This is a genomic window from Enterobacter sp. BIGb0383, assembly GCF_003751845.1.
In the GTDB taxonomy this organism is placed as follows: Bacteria; Pseudomonadota; Gammaproteobacteria; order Enterobacterales; family Enterobacteriaceae; genus BIGb0383.
Map to the genome: position 1 here is coordinate 109,840 of NZ_RJKQ01000002.1, position 18,627 is coordinate 128,466.

The 18,627-nt window shown below is 58.1% G+C and carries 18 protein-coding genes; 12 read left to right on the forward strand and 6 right to left on the reverse strand.

The genetic code is table 11. From position 1 onward, the window contains the following. Positions 1–30 precede the first annotated feature (30 nt). Genes EDF81_RS08875 through EDF81_RS08905 form a run of 7 tightly spaced genes read left to right on the forward strand, consistent with a single transcriptional unit; the run spans position 31 to position 6,713 of the window. Positions 31–1,194, forward strand: a complete 1,164-nt coding sequence (locus EDF81_RS08875; RefSeq protein WP_123347791.1) for a YhfX family PLP-dependent enzyme — start codon at positions 31–33, stop codon at positions 1,192–1,194. Between the two features lie 2 nt (positions 1,195–1,196). Further along, positions 1,197–2,420 carry a phosphopentomutase gene (locus EDF81_RS08880; protein ID WP_123347792.1) on the forward strand — a complete coding sequence of 408 codons (1,224 nt, stop codon included), beginning with the start codon at positions 1,197–1,199 and terminating at the stop codon, positions 2,418–2,420. Next, positions 2,417–3,292 carry a phosphotriesterase-related protein gene (locus EDF81_RS08885; protein WP_123347793.1) on the forward strand — a complete coding sequence of 292 codons (876 nt, stop codon included), beginning with the start codon at positions 2,417–2,419 and terminating at the stop codon, positions 3,290–3,292. Before EDF81_RS08880 ends, EDF81_RS08885 begins: the two co-directional genes overlap by 4 nt. Before the next feature lie 13 nt (positions 3,293–3,305). After that, a complete protein-coding gene (locus tag EDF81_RS08890) occupies positions 3,306–3,659 on the forward strand; it encodes a DUF2620 domain-containing protein (protein ID WP_123347794.1) in 354 nt (117 codons plus the stop codon). A 10-nt stretch (positions 3,660–3,669) separates the two neighbouring features. After that, the gene (locus EDF81_RS08895) at positions 3,670–4,971 is read left to right on the forward strand and encodes a YhfT family protein (RefSeq protein WP_123347795.1); all 1,302 of its coding nucleotides are present in this window, start codon (positions 3,670–3,672) and stop codon (positions 4,969–4,971) included. 38 nt (positions 4,972–5,009) lie between these two features. Then, on the forward strand, positions 5,010–5,861 hold the full coding sequence (locus EDF81_RS08900) for a phosphatase PAP2 family protein (RefSeq protein ID WP_123347796.1): 852 nt from the start codon (positions 5,010–5,012) through the stop codon (positions 5,859–5,861). Positions 5,862–5,894: 33 nt separating this feature from the next. Next, positions 5,895–6,713, forward strand: a complete 819-nt coding sequence (locus EDF81_RS08905; RefSeq protein ID WP_123347797.1) for a 5'-nucleotidase, lipoprotein e(P4) family — start codon at positions 5,895–5,897, stop codon at positions 6,711–6,713. 38 nt (positions 6,714–6,751) lie between these two features. On the opposite strand, the gene flhA is transcribed toward EDF81_RS08905, so the two are convergent. The 6 genes from flhA to hypA form a co-directional block, all read right to left on the reverse strand. Further along, positions 6,752–8,839, reverse strand: a complete 2,088-nt coding sequence (gene flhA, locus EDF81_RS08910) for a formate hydrogenlyase transcriptional activator FlhA (protein ID WP_123347798.1) — start codon at positions 8,837–8,839, stop codon at positions 6,752–6,754. 83 nt (positions 8,840–8,922) lie between these two features. Continuing rightward, positions 8,923–9,954, reverse strand: a complete 1,032-nt coding sequence (gene hypE / locus EDF81_RS08915) for a hydrogenase expression/formation protein HypE (protein WP_123347799.1) — start codon at positions 9,952–9,954, stop codon at positions 8,923–8,925. After that, on the reverse strand, positions 9,951–11,096 hold the full coding sequence (gene hypD, locus EDF81_RS08920) for a hydrogenase formation protein HypD (RefSeq protein ID WP_123347800.1): 1,146 nt from the start codon (positions 11,094–11,096) through the stop codon (positions 9,951–9,953). Before hypD ends, hypE begins: the two co-directional genes overlap by 4 nt. Continuing rightward, entirely contained in the window at positions 11,096–11,374 is a 279-nt protein-coding gene (locus tag EDF81_RS08925; protein ID WP_123347801.1) for a HypC/HybG/HupF family hydrogenase formation chaperone, read from the reverse strand. Before EDF81_RS08925 ends, hypD begins: the two co-directional genes overlap by 1 nt. After that, positions 11,365–12,117 carry a hydrogenase nickel incorporation protein HypB gene (gene hypB / locus EDF81_RS08930; RefSeq protein ID WP_123347802.1) on the reverse strand — a complete coding sequence of 251 codons (753 nt, stop codon included), beginning with the start codon at positions 12,115–12,117 and terminating at the stop codon, positions 11,365–11,367. Before hypB ends, EDF81_RS08925 begins: the two co-directional genes overlap by 10 nt. A gap of 30 nt (positions 12,118–12,147) precedes the next feature. Beyond that, the gene (gene hypA / locus EDF81_RS08935; RefSeq protein ID WP_123347803.1) at positions 12,148–12,492 is read right to left on the reverse strand and encodes a hydrogenase maturation nickel metallochaperone HypA; all 345 of its coding nucleotides are present in this window, start codon (positions 12,490–12,492) and stop codon (positions 12,148–12,150) included. Between the two features lie 300 nt (positions 12,493–12,792). On the opposite strand from hypA, the gene EDF81_RS08940 reads away from it, so the two are divergent. From EDF81_RS08940 to EDF81_RS08960, 5 genes are all read left to right on the forward strand, one after another. Further along, positions 12,793–13,260 carry a formate hydrogenlyase regulator HycA gene (locus EDF81_RS08940; protein WP_123347804.1) on the forward strand — a complete coding sequence of 156 codons (468 nt, stop codon included), beginning with the start codon at positions 12,793–12,795 and terminating at the stop codon, positions 13,258–13,260. Between the two features lie 130 nt (positions 13,261–13,390). Then, complete coding sequence (locus tag EDF81_RS08945) at positions 13,391–13,996, forward strand: 4Fe-4S dicluster domain-containing protein (protein ID WP_184999535.1); 606 nt, start codon at positions 13,391–13,393, stop codon at positions 13,994–13,996. After that, the gene (locus EDF81_RS08950; protein WP_123347806.1) at positions 13,993–15,888 is read left to right on the forward strand and encodes a proton-conducting transporter membrane subunit; all 1,896 of its coding nucleotides are present in this window, start codon (positions 13,993–13,995) and stop codon (positions 15,886–15,888) included. The genes EDF81_RS08945 and EDF81_RS08950 overlap by 4 nt, the downstream gene beginning before the upstream one ends. Positions 15,889–15,898: 10 nt before the next feature. Beyond that, a complete protein-coding gene (locus EDF81_RS08955; protein ID WP_123347807.1) occupies positions 15,899–16,852 on the forward strand; it encodes a respiratory chain complex I subunit 1 family protein in 954 nt (317 codons plus the stop codon). 44 nt (positions 16,853–16,896) lie between these two features. Next, positions 16,897–18,621, forward strand: a complete 1,725-nt coding sequence (locus EDF81_RS08960) for an NADH-quinone oxidoreductase subunit C (RefSeq protein WP_123347808.1) — start codon at positions 16,897–16,899, stop codon at positions 18,619–18,621. Positions 18,622–18,627: the final 6 nt, after the last annotated feature.

Here is an 18,627-nt window from a genome sequence, read left to right on the forward strand (position 1 = left end):
TAATTCAAGGAAAAGAAATGAGGCAACCTAATGTTTATCAAGGCATTAAAACATCAAAACCCCGCGCTGATTAGCGCAACACGTCGCCTCTGGCAGCAGGAAAAAATCGCGCCTGACAGCTGGGTGATCGATGTGGATCAGGTGCTCGATAACGGTCGCCGCCTGCTCACGGTGGCAGAGCAGTACGGCATCACCCTGTATTTGATGACCAAGCAGTTCGGCCGTAACCCCTGGCTGGCGGAAAAACTGCTGGCCCTGGGTTACCAGGGCATTGTCGCGGTGGATTACAAAGAGAGCCGGGTCATGCGCCGCGCCGGGCTGCATGTGGCACATCAGGGGCATCTGGTGCAGATCCCCTCTTCGCTTGTCGAAACGGCCGTTGCGCATAACACCGATATCATCACCGTCTTCTCGCAGGAAAAAGCCCGCGAAATCTCTGCCGCTGCCGTACGGCTGGGTCGGGTACAAGCGGTGATGCTCAAGGTGTACGCCGAAGGCGATACGCTTTATCCGGGCCAGGAGAGCGGTTTTCCCCTGACGGAGCTGGATGAGGTGGTCACTCAGCTCCGCCAGCTGCCCGGCATTCGCCTGGCGGGCCTGACCCATTTTCCCTGCCTGCTGTGGAATGACGCGCTGGCACAAACCCTGCCCACGCAGAATTTGCAGACCCTGGTCACCGCTCGCCACAGCCTGGCGCAGCGGGGTATTGAGATAGCGCAGCTCAATGCCCCTTCGGCGGCAAGCTGCACGTCCCTGCCGCTGCTGGCCGACTTTGATGTGACCCACACGGAACCGGGGCATGCCCTGACGGGCACTATCCCCGCGAACCAATATGGCGATCAGCCTGAGCGTATCGCCATGCTGCTGCTGACGGAAATCTCCCACAGCTTTAAAGGCCGGAGCTACTGCTACGGAGGCAGCTACTATCGCCGCGGTCATGCCAGAAACGCGCTGATTTTTACGCCGGGTAGCGATCTCCCCACGGAGGCGCTGCTGAGCAAAATGGATGATTCCAGTATCGATTACCACCTGGCCCTTCAGGGGGAATATCCGCCTGGTAGCGCAGTCATTCTCTGCTTCAGAACGCAAATTTTTGTCACCCGCAGCGATGTCGTGCTGGTGACCGGTATTCAGCATGGCGAAGCGGCTATCGTCGCTCGCTATGACAGCCTTGGCAATATTCAGGAGGAATAGCAATGGCGCGATTTGTGGTACTGGTTATAGACAGTTTCGGCGTAGGAGCAATGGCCGATGTTCCCCGCGTCCGGCCTCAGGACACAGGCGCAAACACCTGCGGGCATATCCTTGAACAGCAGCCCGGGCTGCGCCTGCCCACCCTGGAAAAGCTGGGTCTGATCAACGCGCTCGGTTATGCACCCGGCGTTATGCTGCCCTCGCCTTCGGCCATCTGGGGTGTTGCCGCGCTACAGCACGAAGGTGGGGACACCTTTATGGGGCACCAGGAAATTTTGGGAACCCTGCCCCGCTCCCCCTTACGCATGCCGTTTAATGAGGTTATCGACAGGGTTGAAAAGGCGCTACAGGACGCGGGATGGCATACCGAACGTCAGGGAGAGGGATTGTCCTGGCTGCTGGTCGAAGGCGCAGTCGCTATCGGCGATAACCTCGAAGCGGATTTAGGCCAGGTCTATAACATCACCGGCAATCTGAATCAGGTCTCCTTCGATACGGTCCGGGCCATCGGGCTGGTGGTGCGTAAACAGGTTGAGGTTGGCAGAGTGATTGCCTTCGGCGGCCGCCTTGCCAGCACGCAGTCTATTTTTGCCGCGGTCGAAGAGAAAGAAGGCCGCTATATCGGGATCAACGCCCCACGCTCGGGCGTTTATCAGCAGGATTTCCAGGTCGTCCATATGGGCTATGGCGTGGATGACAGCGTTCAGGTCCCGGCACGGCTTCATGCTGTCGGCATCCCGACGGTGCTGATCGGAAAAGTAGCGGACATCGTCAGCAATCCGCACGGAACCAGCTGGCAAAATCTGGTCGACAGCCAGAAGATCATGACCATCACACTGGAAGAGTTAGGTCGCCATCAGAACCTGTTTATCTGCACCAATATCCAGGAAACCGACCTCGCGGGCCATGCCGAGGACGTGGCTCGCTATGCCGACCGTCTCCAGCTGGTTGACCAACAGCTGGCGCTGCTGCTGGCCGAGATGCAGCCGGAAGATTGCCTGGTGGTCATGGCCGACCACGGCAACGATCCCACCATCGGTCACAGCAAACATACCCGTGAAAAAGTCCCGCTGCTGGTCTGGCAGCCCGGGCTGTTGCCTGGCGAAATCGGTCTTCGCCCCACGCTGTCTGACGTCGGGGCCACCGTCTGCGACTTTTTCGGCGCGGCCGCACCACAAAATGGCCGCTCTTTTCTTCCCCTCCTGAATCGCAAGGAAAACAGATGATGGACCCGACAGGCTATACCTACGCCCATGAACATCTGCATATCGATCTCTCTGCCGTCAAAGACGATATTGATTGCCGCCTGGATCAGTACGCCGCGATCCGCGATGAAATGCTCAACCTGAAACAGCTGGGCGTGCGCAATATCATCGAAATGACCAATCGTTATATGGGGCGAAATCCACAATTTTTACTGGATCTGATGCGGGACACGGGCATCAACATCGTCGCCTGCACGGGCTATTACCAGCAGGCCTTTTTCCCGCCGCATGTCGCGACGCGCTCCGTGCAGGAACTGGCGCGGGAGATGATCGATGAAATCACCCTTGGCATCGAGGGGACGACGCTCAAAGCTGGCGTGATTGCGGAAATTGGCTCCAGCGAAGGGGTTATTACCGCCTCTGAAGCCAAAGTCTTCGCGGCAGCGGCGCTGGCCCATAACGAAACCGGGCGGCCCATCTCAACCCATACCTCCTTCAGCACCATGGGGCTGGAGCAGCTGGACTTGCTTCAGCAGCACGGCGTCGACCTGACCCGCGTGGTGATTGGCCATTGCGATCTGCGGGATAACCTCGAGACCGTTCTGCGGATTATCGAACGAGGGGCGTATGTGCAGTTCGATACCATCGGCAAAAACAGCTACTACCCGGATGAAAAACGCGTGGCCATGCTCGCGGAGCTGGCACGCCGTAGCCTGACCGGGCGCGTGATGCTGTCGATGGATATTACCCGCCGCTCACATCTGCACGCCAATGGCGGACCCGGATTTGATTACCTGCTAAAGACCTTTGTTCCCATGATGCGCGCCGCCGGGATCGGACCTGACGCCATCACTCAAATGTTGCAGCACAACCCTCATCATTTTTTCAAATAATAAGGACATCACCATGAAAAAGATCGGTATTGCAGGTTTACAACGTGAACAGATCCGCCTCGCCATCGAAGACGCGGCGCCGGGCCTGTTTGAGACACACATACTGAACGACATGGATGCGGCGGCGAAGGTCAAAAACGGCGAACTGGACTATTTTATCGGCGCCTGTAATACCGGGGCCGGTGCGGCGCTCTCTCTGGCGATTGCCATTATCGGTTTTAATCAGTGCTGCACCATCGCCAGACCGGGCGTCCGGGCCAAGGAAGAGCAAATCGAGAAATGGGTAGCGGAAGGCAGAGTCGCCTTTGGTCTCTCCGTGGAGCATGTGGAGCACGCCATTCCACTCCTGATTCGCCATTTGGCCTGAGGGGGAACGCATGGAGCACACTATTGCAATGATCCTCGTCTCTCTGCTAACCGGGATGACGGCGCTCTTATCCCATCGCTCAGCGGCCGTCTTTCACGATGGAATTCGTCCCATATTGCCGCAGGTGGTTGAAGGGAATATGAACCGACGCGAGGCGGGCAGCATCGCCTTCGGCTTAAGCATTGGCTTTGTCGCCTCGGTGGGTATCTCATTTACGCTATCAACGGGCCTGCTCAATAGCTGGCTGCTCTTTCTGCCGACCGACATTATTGGCGTGATGGCGATTAACATCTGGCTGGCTTTCGCCCTCGGTGCCATATGGGGGATCCTGGTCTTTACCAGCCTTGAACCCATTAATCATGCTCTGACCTCGCTGCCCGTCGACATTATTGGCGCGCTGGGTGAACTGAGTAACCCGGTTGTTTCTGCCTTCGCCCTGTTTCCGCTGGTTGCCCTTTTCTACCAGTTTGGCTGGAAACAGAGCCTGCTGGCCGCATTCGTCGTATTAATGTCGCGCATCATTGTGGTGCGTTACTTCCCGCAGCTGTACCCGGAATCCATTGAGATATTTGTGGGCATGGTGATGCTGCTCGGGATTGCCATCTGGCGCGATTTACGCGATCCGAATCGGGGATCCGCCAGCGATACCTCCTCCATATTTGAGCAACGCACCCAGAGGATCATTAAAAACCTGCCGCTGATTGCCATTACCGGCGCGCTGATTTCGGCCGTTGCCAGTATGAAAATATTTGGCGGCAGTGAAGTGTCTATTTATACCCTGGCAAAAGCCTATGCACCGGGGCTGGATGAAGCCACCTCGCAGGCCCTGCGTCAGCAGGCCGCACTCGCCGAGTTTATGCGCGGGCTGGGCTTTATTCCGCTTATCGCCACCACCGCTCTGGCTACCGGCGTGTACGCGGTAGCAGGATTTACCTTTGTGTTTGCGGTTGGCTATCTCTCCCCGTCACCACTGATTGCCGCCCCGCTGGGTGCGCTGGTTATCGTGCTGGAAGTCCTGCTGTTGCGCTATATCGGTAAATGGCTGGGACGCTATCCTTCGGTGCGCAATGCCTCAGACAATATTCGCAATGCGATGAATATGCTGATGGAGTTCGCACTGCTGATCGGTTCCATTTTTGCCGCTATCAAAATGGCGGGATACACCGGCTTTAGTATCGCCACCGCGCTCTACTTCCTTAACGAAGCCCTGGGTCGCCCGATACTGAAAATTGCCGCGCCGGTTGTTGCGGTCATTATCACTGGCATCTTGCTGAATATTTTCTGGCTGTCGGGATTGTTTGTTCCGCAGTAAGAAAGCCTCACCTTCTCTCACAAAAGGCACACACAGATATGACGCAGATAAGAATCAGATATGCCGTGATAGCGTTGCTGGTAGCCGGAATCGGATATTTTCCGCCTGCCCGGGCGGAATCCATTGCCCCGGATGATGATCCCACCGCCCTGTGGCGGGTGGACTATTCCGACATTGGCTACGCCGATGTCGGCTTCTCTCCCTACATTAAGGGGTGGATCAACGGCTATCTGACGCCCGCTGACTATCCCGACGGCAGTAAAATCCTTCCGCCACCGCCCGTGAAGGGCAGCGAAGCCTGGAAGGCTGACGCACAGGCATTTCATCTGCTGCGCAAACTGCGTAATACCGAACGCGGTAAGCTGGCGCGTAACGATGCCAACCTGTCCTTCAACGCCATTGGCCGGGCATTTTCCACACCGCTGGGAACGGAGATCTCCCGTCAGCACACGCCGCGTTTGCATCTACTGCTGAGTCGGCTACTGACGGATGCAGCCTATGCATCAAACGGCACCAAAAAGGCCTTTTCGCGTATCCGACCTTATTCCGAGCTGCGCATCGACAGCTGCACCCCCTCGGAACACAGTGCCCTGAGCAATGATGGCGGATCTTACCCGTCCGGCCACGCCGTTACCGGGTTTCTCTGGGCAATGACGCTGACCGCGATGGTCCCGGAACAGGCAACGCCGCTGATGCAAAAAGGGTATGAGTTTGGCCGCAGTCGCCTGATTTGTGGCGTGCACTGGGCGAGTGATGTCGAGGCGGGCAGAATTCTCGCCGCCGGTGCCTTTGCCCGCCTTCAGGCCAGCGCGGAATATCAAAAACAGTTTAAGGACGCCCGGCAGGAAGTTGCCGCCCTTTTACTGGCGCAAAAAACGACACAGGAATAATCACCTTACAAGAGTTCAGGCCATGGAGGCGATATGAATACGTTAAAACGTCTTATACCCATATGTTTATCATTCACTGTCTTTTCTGTTTCCGCGAATACCCACTGCGACCCGGTAACGCCCGCCTGTCTGACGGAGCAGTATACGATGTCCGTTCTCTGGTATCAGAATTCTGCGGAAGCACGTGCCGCATTTTACCAGGGCTATCAGCTTGGACAGATGCGTCTGGAGCAGGCGCTAAAAGAAAAATCCACTAAGCCGCTGGCCGTGGTGCTCGATCTGGATGAAACCGTACTCGATGACAGCCCCCATCAGGCCTGGCTGATTAAGAACCATAAGTTCTTGCTCGATGGCTGGGATGAATGGGTGGATATGGCCGCTGCAGAAGCGGTTCCCGGGGCCAAAGCTTTCCTGGAGTTTGCGGATAAACAGGGAGTCAGCCTGTTTTATTTAAGCGACCGTAAGCAGTCGCAATTCGATGTCACGCTGAAAAACTTACAAAAAATCGGCTTACCCCAGGCGGATAAAGCCCATCTCCTGTTAAAAACGCCGGAGATGAAGAGCAAGCAGGGGCGCAGAGACAGGCTGGAAGAACACTACAATGTGGTGCTTTATTTTGGCGATAATCTTGCCGACTTCCTCGATTCAAAAGGAAAATCTCAGGAAGAGAGGAACCGCATGATGGAAGAGGCTCGCGCAGAATTCGGGAAACGTTTTATTCTTTTCCCGAATCCGATGTATGGCGACTGGTATGGCGGGTTAATACAAAACAATTTCACCCAGGACCATAACCGTATTTACAGGCTGCGAATGGATAAATTACGGCCTTTCGAATCCGCTAACGCGCCTTGATATCACGCTGACAGGGCGGCATATTCCGCCCTGTCACCTTAACGGGCAGCAATACCCATTTTTTTCATCCGCGACAATAACGTGGTGCGTTTTAACCCCAGCCGCTGTGCCGCGCCACGGGGTCCGGCAACCACGCCGTTGGTTTCTTTCAGCACCTGCAGGATCCGCTCCCGCTCATCGTCTTCACTCAGATATGCCGCAGGCGCGACCTCGATACCGGCCTGGGGCACGACCGGCGCAGCAACGGGCAGCGGATAACCCAGCCCCTGAAGCTGAAGATCCAGCACCGTCCCTCGGGTGAGCAACACGGCACGCTCGATCACATTTTCCAGTTCACGCACATTGCCCGGCCACTCCATGCGGCTGAGAAGTCGAAGCGTTTCCGCCGGGATACTGTCGATAGTGCGTTTCATACGCCGGGCAATCTTATAGGTCAGGTATTTCACCAGCTGCGGGATGTCTTCCGGACGTTCACGTAACGGTGGAATAATGATGGGAAAGACGTTGAGTCGGTAAAAGAGATCGCTGCGAAACGCTTTATCCGCCACCATCTGCTGCAGATTGCGGTTGGTTGCCGCAATCAGTCTGACATCCACCGAAATCAGCTTATTGCCCCCCACCCGCTCGAACTCCTGCTCCTGCAAAATGCGCAGCAGTTTGGGCTGTAGCTCAAGGGGGATCTCACCCACCTCATCGAGAAACAGAGTGCCCTGGTCGGCCAGTTCGAAACGCCCCATCCGCTGGGTCGTTGCCCCGGTGAATGCGCCTTTCTCATGACCAAAGAGATCGCTTTCCATCAGTCCGGCAGGCATCGCGGCACAGTTCATTTTCACCATGCGACGATCCCGGCGGTCGCCCAGATTGTGGATCGCTCTGGCAATCAGCTCCTTACCCGTGCCGGTCTCGCCGAGGATCAGTACCGCGCAGTCGCTTTTGGCGACGATCTCCACCTGCTTAAGTACCGCCGACATTCCCTCGCTGCGCCCGACAATATCCCCGAAATCCGGCACGTTGCTGTTAATTTGCTCGGTCAGATAGAGATTTTCGTGCTGGAGCTTTTCCTTCAGGCTTTTAATTTGCTGGTAGGCCAGGGCGTTATCCACCGCAATAGCGATACGCTCGGCGATCTGCTGCAAAACCCGCAGATTCGCGGTGCTGAAATTATTCAGCTGGCCCTGGGCCAGTTTCAGCACGCCCAGCGTTTTATCGCCAAAGCGCAGCGGCAGGATGCACAGGGTTTTAATCTGCTCGCGCCATAGCGTCTCTTCTTCGCCCGCAGCCTCAGAAGGCTGAACATTTTTCAGCAGCATTTCGCCTTTTTGCATCACCTGCTGCTCCAGCGAGCCGGCCAGCGTCATCCGTGACTTTTGCTGTTTCGCGAGATGGTTTACACCGTAAGAGGTCGTGTAAACATCCGCCTGAAGGCTCTCTTTATCCGCATCGCAGAGCACCATGCCGACGGTGTTGATATGAAAAAAGTGGTGGATAGTTTTGGCTATCTCCCCGATCAGTTCGTCGATATCCAGCCTGGAGAGTACGGCGTTGGTAATCTCCACCAGGATACGAAAATCATCGCGCTCATGGCGCAGTAGAGATTGCTGAAACCGGGCCTCGCTACGGAGCTGGATCTGCTCAACGGCAATCGCCACCAGCAGGCAAAGTTCGTTCAGCCGGCATTGTTCTTTCTCGCTGAAAGGGCGGGTGTGCTGACGGGTAAATTCGCAGCCTCCCAGCAGCCCCGCAGGGAGCTGCAGCGGCACCAGGCCGTAGTGGGAGAACGGCGGATAGAGATTCAGCGCCGCCAGCTGCGGGTAAGCTGCATGCAGCGCTTCGCTTTGCCATACCTGGATTTGTGGGTTATCCAGCAGGGTGCGGACGGGACCGGTACTCAGCAGGGTTTCATCTTCATAGTACACGGGCTGATCGTTCGCATCGATAGCGTGAAAACTGACCCTCTCGCTGTGGTTATTAAACAGCACCAGCGTTATCGCGTCCGCAATCCCCTCCAGCTGAACGCACCGGGTCAGGGAGGTGACTAATGACGTCATAGTCTGCTGCTGCAATAAATTGCGCGTCAGCTCCAGCGATCCCAGGTGTTTTGATGTGCTTAATGTTGCACTGTGCATAGCGTTGGCTCTGGATACATAAATATGAAAAATGAGACAGGGGAAACTGTACCTCTTTCTGGTCAGTCGCTCCCCTGACGAGATCAACAAATACGCGGTAACGGCTCCGCCCAGGGCAACATCAGCTGGCGCGAAATGCCCAGCGCCCCGCGTAAGCAGACCTGCGGATCGACGGTCGCTTCACCAATGGTGGCGGCATCCCGCCCCAGAGGGTGCGCCCGGAGCAGGTTCAGCACCCTCTCTTCGTCCCCGGCCGACACCGCCAGCACCAGTTTGCCCTCGTTGGCAAAATTCAGCGCCTCCAGCCCCAGCAGTTCACAAATCCCCCGGACGGCAGGCTTCACCGGCAACGCTGACTCGTCGATAGCCATCCCGCATCCGCTGGCCTGACCGAACTCATGCAGTATGGCGTTGACGCCACCGCGCGTCGCATCACGCAGGGCATGGACGCCTGATACCTCACGCAGAGGCGCAACCAGCGAGGCCAGCACCGCACAGTCGCTCTCGACGCCCAGGTCCATCCCCAGCCGTTCGCGCAGATTGAGGATCGCCGCGCCGTGATCGCCGAGCGTTCCGCTGACGATAATTTTATCACCGGGCTGAATAGTTCCGGCCCCCCAGCGTACCGCGGTGGGGATCGCGCCAATCCCGGCAGTGTTAATAAAAATCTTGTCGGCCGCACCGCGCTGCACCACCTTGGTATCGCCCGTCACGATGGCGATCCCCGCCTCCCGCGCCGTCTGCGCCATACTGCTGACGATGCGCTGCAGGTCGCTTAGCGGCAGCCCCTCTTCCAGTATGAATCCGCAGGAGAGATACGTCGGCGTTGCCCCGCTGACCACCAGATCGTTTGCCGTCCCGCAGACGGCCAGCTTGCCGATATTACCGCCGGGGAAGAAAATCGGGTCGATAACATAGCTGTCGGTGGTAAAAGCCAGCCTGTCGCCCTGAGCGCTAAGATCGGCCAGCGACAAACGGGCACCGTCCTCACGTTCGCCGAGCCACGGGTTATCGAACGCGCTAAGAAACAGCGCGTCGATTAACGCCTGCATGGCGAGGCCTCCGCTGCCTTGGGCCATGGTGATCACTTTTTCGCTCGCGTTATTCGCTGTCATCCTGCCATCTCCTGTTGTTCATTTTCTTGCGCCTGCCGATAACGATACTGATACCAGGCAGCGCAGGCGCCTTCGGAGGAAACCATCAGCGCGCCAAAGGCGTTATGCGGCGTACAGCCCTGACCAAACAGCGGACACTGATGCGGCTTACAGCGCCCGGTCAGGACGTCCCCGCAGCGGGCGCGCGGATCGTCCGCCACGGCCTGCATCTGTGGGCGAAAACGCCGCTCGGCATCAAACTGCATGTAGGGTTCGGTCAGGGAGATCCCCGACTCTTCAATCAGACCCAGCCCGCGCCACTCGCTGCTGCCCGCAAGCCGGAACACATCGCGCATCGCCTCCTGTGCCAGCCGGTTTCCCTGCTCCGGAACGACGCGCCGATACTGATTCTCGGTGTGGGAGACACCCTCGCAGACCTGCTCCACCAGCATCAGCACGCTTTGCAGCATATCCAGCGGTTCAAAGCCGCTGACCACCAGCGGCTTCATAAACTGCCGGGAGATAAAATCATAGGGCGTGGTACCAATCACCATGCTGACATGGCCTGGCGCGAGAAAGGCGTCAATGCGCACGTCATCCTGCTCCAGCAGGCACCGTAAGGTCGGGATCAGGCTGATATGCTGGCAAAAGACGCTAAAGTTCGTGATCCCCTGCCGCCGCGCCTGCTGTAACGTCACGGCCGTCACCGGCTGGGTGGTTTCAAAGCCCAGCGCAAAAAACACCACCTGACGATCCGGATTGTCACGCGCCAGCTTCAGGGCATCGAGGGGAGAGTACAGGACCCGCACATCGCTCCCGCGCTCGCGAGCCTGCAGCAGCGATCCCTGCTTGCCCGGCACCCGCAGCGCATCACCGAAGGTGCAGAGGATCACCTCTGGCCGGGCTGCAATATCGCAGCAGGCATCAATGCGCCCCATCGGCAGCACGCAAACCGGACACCCCGGCCCGTGAATAAACTCCAGCTGCGGCGGGAGCAGTTTATCCAGCCCGAATTTAAAGATAGCGTGGGTATGACCCCCGCACACTTCCATAATCTGCATCGGCTTTTCAGCGGTAAACGGCAGCTCTGCCGCACGCTGATGCAGCCGTTCAATCAGCCGCTTCGCGAGCTGAGGATCGCGGAATTCATCAACAAAACGCATTATCGTTCCCCTTCACCGGCCAGGAACATCGCCACGTCGGCTTCCACTTCGCCCATCTCATTCAGCGCCGCCAGGGTTTCAAGGGCTTCCTGCTCGTCAAGCTTGCTGAGGGCAAAACCGACGTGAATTAACACCCAGCTGCCGGGCAAAGCATCACGATTGCCGTCGCAGACCAGGGCGATATTGACCTCGCGCCGTAGCCCGCAGACATCGGCCCAGGCATGATCCGGCTGTTGTTCATGCAGGGCGACAATCTGCCCGGGGATGCCTATGCACATCGTTGCTGCTCCAGCCATGCCAGCCATTGCTCCATCCCTTCACCGGTGGTCGCAGAGAGCTGAATCACCTCTATCTGCGGGTTCACCTGGCGGGCGTTGGCAATACAGCTGTCGACGTCAAAATTGACGTAGGGAAGCAGGTCGATTTTGTTGAGGATCATCAGGCTGGATGCCGCAAACATATGCGGATACTTGAGCGGTTTGTCCTCACCTTCCGTGACCGACAGCACCGCCACTTTGTGGCGTTCACCCAGATCGAAACTCGCCGGACACACCAGATTGCCGACGTTTTCGATAAACAGCAGGCTATTGTTCTGCGGCGCCAGATGATGGACCGCATCGTGTACCATCTGCGCATCAAGATGGCAGCCTTTCCCGGTATTGACCTGAATCGCCGGCACGCCGGTAGCCCGGATGCGGTCGGCGTCATTGGTCGTTTGCTGATCGCCTTCCACCACCGCACAGGAAACCCGACTGGCCAGCTGCGTCAGGGTTGCCGTCAGCAAGGTCGTTTTACCCGAGCCAGGGCTGGAGACCAGATTCAGCGCCAGCACCGCCGCCCCGGCAAAATGCGCCCGGTTGTGCGCCGCAATATGATTATTCTTCGCCAGCACATCCATTTCGATGTCCACCATACGGCGTGGCGCAAAGGGTAAACCGGCATCATGAGAATGATGAGAATGTTCGCTGCTGACGCCTTCGATACGAAGCTCGCCGCTGGCGCAACCACAGGTACTGCACATAGCTTTCTCCCCGGACAGCCATCCCGTCCGTTATTCGATTTCAATACGTTTGATTTTCATTCCGTCGTCAGCCACAACCCGCAGCTGATGCCCTCCACAGCGCGGGCAAAGCCGCACGGCAGGGGTCAATAAATCCACATACTGCTGGCAATCATGACACCAGCTCTCGGCGGCAGGCGTTTCAAGGTGCAGCTCGCTGCCCTCCGCCAGAGTTTCGCGACAGGCCAGCCCAAAGCAAAAACGCAGCGCTTCCGGCTCGACGCAGGAAAATGCCCCCACCTCCATCCATACGGCGACGATCCGCCGGGCATTATGTTGCTCGCCAAACTGCTGCATAATTTCCACCGCATTCTGGCACAAGGTAATTTCGTGCATAATTTCCCCGCACTCAGCAGATTAATAAAAAATGTTAAGCAATATTGATGCCAGTTTCTGCTACGAAAAATAAATCAACGAAAAAAGAGCCGTCACATTTGTCGAAATAGACAGCTATCGACATGCCATCTCTTTTTCAGCGCAGCACAAACCCGCCGCCAGTTAAATCCAAAGGAATGATTTAAAAGAAATTATAAAATAAATCCATGGCTGGCACGCTTTATGCTTTCTGAGCCTTATGCGCCGTATTTCGTCAGGTAATACACGGCATAATGCACCACTTAATTACGGGTAAAAACCATGAGCACCCTTAGCGAACTGACCAGCAAAGCACACTATATCGCCAACAAAAACAGCCATCTGAAAGCCCAGTGGCGTCTCTATCAGAACACCCTGACACAGGCCATAAGCAACTCAAAAAACAAAATAAATCATGAATTTATCTGCGGAGGCGATCGGGATATTCGCTTTGTTCTGTTTAGCCATTTTACCGTCAGCATCCATCTGCAGGATGACTTCTACAGCCAGCACATTGTCTACAGCCTGAATATGGCCAGCGGTGACCAGCCAGATAATTTCAGAGCCTTTGCTCACGCCACCTTTAGCGAAGATGACCATATCGACAGCACGGTCGACATTCACGACAAAAATGCCGTCCTCGAACATTATCTGAATAAAATTACGGCCGTTTATCAGTGTATTTTTGATTCCTTACAAAAAGATCGGCCGGTCCATTCGCAGCTCGAAAAATTATTTACCCATGCTTGATATTTAAAACGGAAATTGCCACCTGAGGTTTATTTCCCGATCCGACATAAATGTCGAAATGTCATGTTACGTGCCGATTTCGTCATCTTTGACGAAATAGAAAGGAGACTTCATGAGCAGTCATAATGCCATGAATAAATATGTTATTGCCGATCCTAAACTCTGTATCGGCTGCAACACCTGCGTTGCCAGTTGTTCGCAGGAGCATCAGCGCCACGGCCTGCAGTCAGCGCCGCGTTTGCAGGTGATGCGCAACCGGCTGGATTCCGCCCCGGTGATGTGTCACCAGTGCGAAGATGCCCCCTGCGCGCAGGTCTGTCCGGTGAATGCCATCGTCCGTGAAAACGAGGCGATTCAGCTTAACGAAAGCCTGTGCGTCAGCTGCAAACTGTGCGGCATCGCCTGTCCGTTCGGGGCGATTACCTTTTCCGCCAGCACGCCGCTGGCCATCCCCCGTGACTGTAATACGTCCAAAGCCCTGCCCGCCCCTCTGCCGCCGCGCGCCGTCAGCCCGTTCCTTGACTGCGTTCCCGGACTGCGTGCGGTCGCGGTGAAGTGCGATCTGTGCAGCTTCAGCCCTGACGGACCCGCCTGTATCAAAACCTGCCCGACTCAGGCCATCACCCTGGTCACCGCCAGTCTTGCCGAACAGGCCAGCCAGCAAAAACGCCTTAATGCCATGAACGTCTTTCCTGGCGAACTCTCACTCCCTGCCAACACCGAGGCCAAATTATGACGCCGCTGTTTGCTTTTAATCCGGCGTCGCTGCTGACGCTGGCCCTGCTGGTCTGGGTCGTGAGCGGCCTTGCTGGCGGGCTGCTGGCCGGCGCGGCACGCCTGAGCGCGTGGGTTACTGGCTTCGGTGGGATTCTGGCCTCGCTGGCCGTTATCCTCGCTGCTATTCCGCTCCTGTACAACGCCCCTGCGGTTGCCAGGATCGCCATATTCAGCGCTGAACTCAGCCCGCTTAACGGACTACTGCTGCTGGCGATGGCGGTAACCGCTCTCTTTTGCAGTCTGTACGCCTGCCGATGGCTGGCTACGGTCAACCCGCGGCTGCGCGCCCGTGTCGGCCTCGCCACGAATCTTCTGCTGCCTGCGCTGGCCGCAGCGACGCTCGCCGCCAGCGCCGTCACCCTGATCCTGATGCTGGAACTGGCCGCGCTCTGCGCCGGGTTTATCATCACCCAGGCCAGCGATGCCAAAGGCCAGCGCGCCGCACATAACCAGTTTCTCTGCGCGCGCCTCGGCACGCTGTGCCTGATTATCGCCTTTGCCCTGCTGTATCACACCAGCCACGACCTGAGCTTTGAGGCGCTGCGCCATACCCACTTCAGCGCGGGGATCGCCTCCTCCGCCTTTGTGCTGGCGCTGATCGGTTTTGGCCTGTACGCCGGGATTATCCCGTTCCACGCCTGGGTGCCGCAGTCGCACGCCAGCGCCCCGGCGCAGGTGGCCGCCCTGTTCTCCGGTGCCGTCATGAAAATTGGCCTTCTTGGGATCGTCAAAATCGGCCTGGATCTGCTCGGCGCTCCGCCGCTGTGGTGGGGCGTGATGGTGCTGGTACTGGCAATGCTGACCGCCTTTATCGGTGGGCTGTATGCGCTAATGGAACACGATATTCGCCGTCTGCTGGCGTATCACAGCCTCGAAAACGTCGGCATTATCCTGCTCGGTATCGGCGGTGCGATGGTCGGCGTCGCGCTGGATCGCCCGCTGCTGGCGTCCCTGGCGCTGCTCGCGGGCCTGTTCCATCTGTTTAACCACGGTCTGTTTAAAACCGCGCTGTTCCTTGGTGCGGGTGAGATCGAAATGCAGACCGGGATCAAGGATATGGAAAAACTCGGCGGACTGGCTCGCCGCATGCCGTTGACCGCCGTGGCGATGCTTATCGCCCTGATGTCGATGGCCGCGCTTCCGCCGCTGAACGGGTTTGCCAGCGAATGGCTGCTGTACCAGTCCCTGTTCCAGTTGAGCGGCAGCGAGCTGTTTATTGCCCGCCTGCTGGGGCCGCTGCTGGCCGTCGGTCTGGCCCTGACCGGGGCGCTGGCGCTGATGTGTATCGCCAAAGTCTTCGGCGTGACATTCCTCGGTACGCCACGCAGTCAGGGCGCGGCAGAGGCCACGTCGGGAGCGCGGGTTGTCACCCTCAGTAGCCTGCTGCCGGCGCTGCTGTGCGTAATTTTTGGCATCGCCTCGCCGTGGATTATCCCGACCTTTTCCGCCGTCGCCGCCTCGGTGCTTAATGCTCCGCTGCTGCAGTTGACCCGGCATGGCGTGACCTTCTCAGCCACGTCCGCCGTCTCGACGCCGTTGGTCACTCTGCTGTTACTGGCGATGCCGCTGCTGCCGTGGCTTATCGCCGTGGCCCTGCGCGGTAACCGCCTGCCGGGCCGCCGACGCGGTGATGCCTGGGCCTGCGGATATCAACACTCAGCGGAGATGGTGGTGACCGCCACCGGTTTTGCCCAGCCCCTGCGGGTGATGTTTGCGCCCCTCTATCGTCTGCGCCAGAAAGCCACGCCTGACGGGCTGGTTTCCCTGCTGCATCACAACGAACTGAGCGCCTTCTGCCGTTACCTGGCACCCATCGAATTCGCCCTGCTGCTGGTGGTGGCGTTCGCCTGAGGAACTGACTATGAATTTTGCCTTTTTATCCGGCTATGCCCTGTGGCCGCTGGCGCTGATACAGGCCATCGCCCTGCTGGCCCTTGCCCCGCTGTTTGCCGGATTCAGCCGCGTGCTGCGCGCCCGGATGCACAATCGCCAGGGACCGGGTCTGCTGCAGGAGTATCGCGACATCCGCAAATTGCTCGGCCGCCAGAGCATCGCCCCTGCGGCATCGGGCCTGGCCTTCCGCAGCATGCCGTACCTGTTGACCGGCGTGCTGCTGGTTATCGCCACCGCGCTGCCGATGGTCACCCCGGTTTCGCCTCTGGGCGCGGTGGGGGATCTGCTCACCATCATCTATCTGTTCGCGGTGGTGCGCTTTGTCTTCGCCATTGCCGGACTGGATACCGGTAGCACCTTTACCGGCATCGGCGCCAGCCGCGAAGCGGTACTTGGCGTGTTGGTTGAGCCCATTCTGCTGCTGGGTCTGTGGGTTGCGGCGCTGGTGGCCGGTTCCACCTCCCTCAGTGCGATAGCCCTGCGGGTAGCGCACTGGCCGCAGGCCGCCTCGTTAACGCTGCTGCTGGCCGCGCTGGCCTGCGCCTTCGCCACCTATATCGAAATGGGCAAGCTGCCGTTCGATCTGGCCGAAGCAGAACAGGAACTGCAGGAAGGCCCGCTCACCGAGTATTCCGGCACCGCGCTGGGGGTACTGAAACTCGGCATTAGCCTGAAACAGCTGGTGGTTTTACAGCTTTTTCTTGGCCTCTTCTGCCCCTTCGGCCAGGCCGCGACGCTCAGCCTTGTCGGGCTGCTCAGCGCGACACTCCTGAGCCTGGTGAAGCTGGCTGTCGCGGTGTTTGTCATCGCTTTGCTTGAGAACAGCGTTGCCCGTCTGCGCTTTCTTAAAACCTCCCGCACCACCTGGGCGGGGTTCGGGCTGGCCTGTCTGGCGCTGGTGTCCTGGCTGGCTGCAGCCTGAACTGACCTTTTTCGTGTCCCGCTGCGGCGGGAGGAGTTGTTGTAATGAATGAAGTGAATACCGCATTAAATCAGCACCCGGTGGGCCGACATTATCTGGCCGCGCTGGAGCAGCAGTTTCCAGGGACGCTCCTCGCCAGCGCCTGGCAAACCGACACCCAGGTGACGGTCACCATCAAGCTGAACGCCCTGCCCGAGGTTGTCGAGTGGCTAAGCTATCAGCAGGGCGGCTGGTTGTCGGTTCTGTTTGGTAATGACGAACGCACTCTGTGCGGCAACTATGCCCTCTATTATGTCCTGTCGATGGAAAAAGGGGTCAAGTGCTGGATAACCGTGCGCGCCGAAGTGGACCCGCGCACCCTGGAATTCCCGTCCGTCACGCCACGGGTTCCCGCCGCCGTGTGGGGCGAACGTGAGGTGCGCGATATGTACGGTCTGCGCCCGGTCGGGCTGCCGGATGAACGCCGCCTGGTGCTGCCGGATGACTGGCCTGACGACCTTTATCCTCTGCGCAAAGACGCCATGGATTACCGCCAGCGTCCGGCCCCGACCACCGACGAAGAAACTTACCCGTTTATTTCCGAGGCGAAAGCCGGAAGCAAAATCGTCCCTATCGGCCCGCTGCACGTCACGTCTGACGAACCGGGACACTTCCGGCTGTTTGTCGACGGGGAAGATATTATCGATGCCGACTACCGTCTGTTTTACGTGCATCGCGGGATGGAGAAACTGGCCGAAACCCGGATGGGCTATAACGAGGTGACCTTCCTCTCTGACCGGGTGTGCGGGATTTGCGGCTTTACCCACAGCGTGGCCTACACCTCGTCAGTCGAGAATGCGATGGGCATCGTGGTGCCGGAGCGCGCACAGATGATCCGCTCAATCCTGCTGGAAGTCGAACGTCTGCATAGCAACCTGCTGAACCTCGGCCTGGCCTGCCACTTCGTCGGTTTTGACTCCGGCTTTATGCAGTTTTTCCGCATCCGCGAACAGTCGATGAAGATGGCGGAAATCCTTACCGGAGCGCGTAAAACCTACGGCATGAACCTGATCGGCGGTATCCGCCGCGACATCCTCAAGGACGACATGATCCAGACCATCGCCCTGGCGGGCAGTATGCGCCGGGATCTGCACGAGCTGACGGATATTCTGCTGAGCACCCCCAATACCGAACAGCGCAGTATCGGCGTCGGCAGGCTGGACCCGCAGGTGGCCCGTGATTTCTGCAACGTCGGTCCGATGGTGCGCGGCAGCGGCCACCGTCGCGACATGCGTCACGACCATCCCTATGCCGGTTACGCCAGCCTGCCGTTTGAGCTGTGCAGCGAAAGCGGGAACGACGTGTACTCACGCCTTAAGGTCCGTATTCGCGAAGTGTTTAACGCCCTCGATATGATCGAATTCGGCCTGCAAAACCTGCCGGGCGGCCCGCTGGCGGTAGAAGGCTTCAACTATATTCCGCACCGCTTTGCCCTCGGCTTTGCCGAAGCGCCACGCGGCGATGACGTGCACTGGAGCATGACCGGCGATAACCAGAAGCTGTTTCGCTGGCGCTGCCGTGCGGCGACCTACGCCAACTGGCCAACCCTGCGCTATATGCTGCGCGGCAATACGGTGTCCGATGCACCGCTGATCATCGGCAGTCTCGATCCCTGCTACTCCTGTACCGACCGTATGACGGTGGTGGATGTGCGTAAGAAAACGACCGTCGTCGTGCCTTACAAAGAGATCGAACGCTACGGTATCGAACGCAAAAACTCGCCGCTTTAAGGGATC

What these genes read in the sequence shown, in the direction of transcription:
- EDF81_RS08880 (WP_123347792.1), top strand. Translation starts at nt 1,197, where the DNA reads ATGGCGCGATTTGTGGTACTGGTTATAGACAGTTTCGGCGTAGGAGCA.
- EDF81_RS08960 (WP_123347808.1), top strand. Translation starts at nt 16,897, where the DNA reads ATGAATGAAGTGAATACCGCATTAAATCAGCACCCGGTGGGCCGACAT.
- EDF81_RS08875 (WP_123347791.1), top strand. Translation starts at nt 31, where the DNA reads ATGTTTATCAAGGCATTAAAACATCAAAACCCCGCGCTGATTAGCGCA.
- EDF81_RS08890 (WP_123347794.1), top strand. Translation starts at nt 3,306, where the DNA reads ATGAAAAAGATCGGTATTGCAGGTTTACAACGTGAACAGATCCGCCTC.
- EDF81_RS08885 (WP_123347793.1), top strand. Translation starts at nt 2,417, where the DNA reads ATGATGGACCCGACAGGCTATACCTACGCCCATGAACATCTGCATATC.
- EDF81_RS08900 (WP_123347796.1), top strand. Translation starts at nt 5,010, where the DNA reads ATGACGCAGATAAGAATCAGATATGCCGTGATAGCGTTGCTGGTAGCC.
- EDF81_RS08895 (WP_123347795.1), top strand. Translation starts at nt 3,670, where the DNA reads ATGGAGCACACTATTGCAATGATCCTCGTCTCTCTGCTAACCGGGATG.
- EDF81_RS08955 (WP_123347807.1), top strand. Translation starts at nt 15,899, where the DNA reads ATGAATTTTGCCTTTTTATCCGGCTATGCCCTGTGGCCGCTGGCGCTG.
- EDF81_RS08905 (WP_123347797.1), top strand. Translation starts at nt 5,895, where the DNA reads ATGAATACGTTAAAACGTCTTATACCCATATGTTTATCATTCACTGTC.
- hypE (WP_123347799.1), bottom strand. Translation starts at nt 9,954, where the DNA reads ATGACAGCGAATAACGCGAGCGAAAAAGTGATCACCATGGCCCAAGGC.
- hypD (WP_123347800.1), bottom strand. Translation starts at nt 11,096, where the DNA reads ATGCGTTTTGTTGATGAATTCCGCGATCCTCAGCTCGCGAAGCGGCTG.
- flhA (WP_123347798.1), bottom strand. Translation starts at nt 8,839, where the DNA reads ATGCACAGTGCAACATTAAGCACATCAAAACACCTGGGATCGCTGGAG.
- EDF81_RS08945 (WP_184999535.1), top strand. Translation starts at nt 13,391, where the DNA reads ATGAATAAATATGTTATTGCCGATCCTAAACTCTGTATCGGCTGCAAC.
- hypA (WP_123347803.1), bottom strand. Translation starts at nt 12,492, where the DNA reads ATGCACGAAATTACCTTGTGCCAGAATGCGGTGGAAATTATGCAGCAG.
- EDF81_RS08925 (WP_123347801.1), bottom strand. Translation starts at nt 11,374, where the DNA reads ATGTGCATAGGCATCCCCGGGCAGATTGTCGCCCTGCATGAACAACAG.
- hypB (WP_123347802.1), bottom strand. Translation starts at nt 12,117, where the DNA reads ATGTGCAGTACCTGTGGTTGCGCCAGCGGCGAGCTTCGTATCGAAGGC.
- EDF81_RS08950 (WP_123347806.1), top strand. Translation starts at nt 13,993, where the DNA reads ATGACGCCGCTGTTTGCTTTTAATCCGGCGTCGCTGCTGACGCTGGCC.
- EDF81_RS08940 (WP_123347804.1), top strand. Translation starts at nt 12,793, where the DNA reads ATGAGCACCCTTAGCGAACTGACCAGCAAAGCACACTATATCGCCAAC.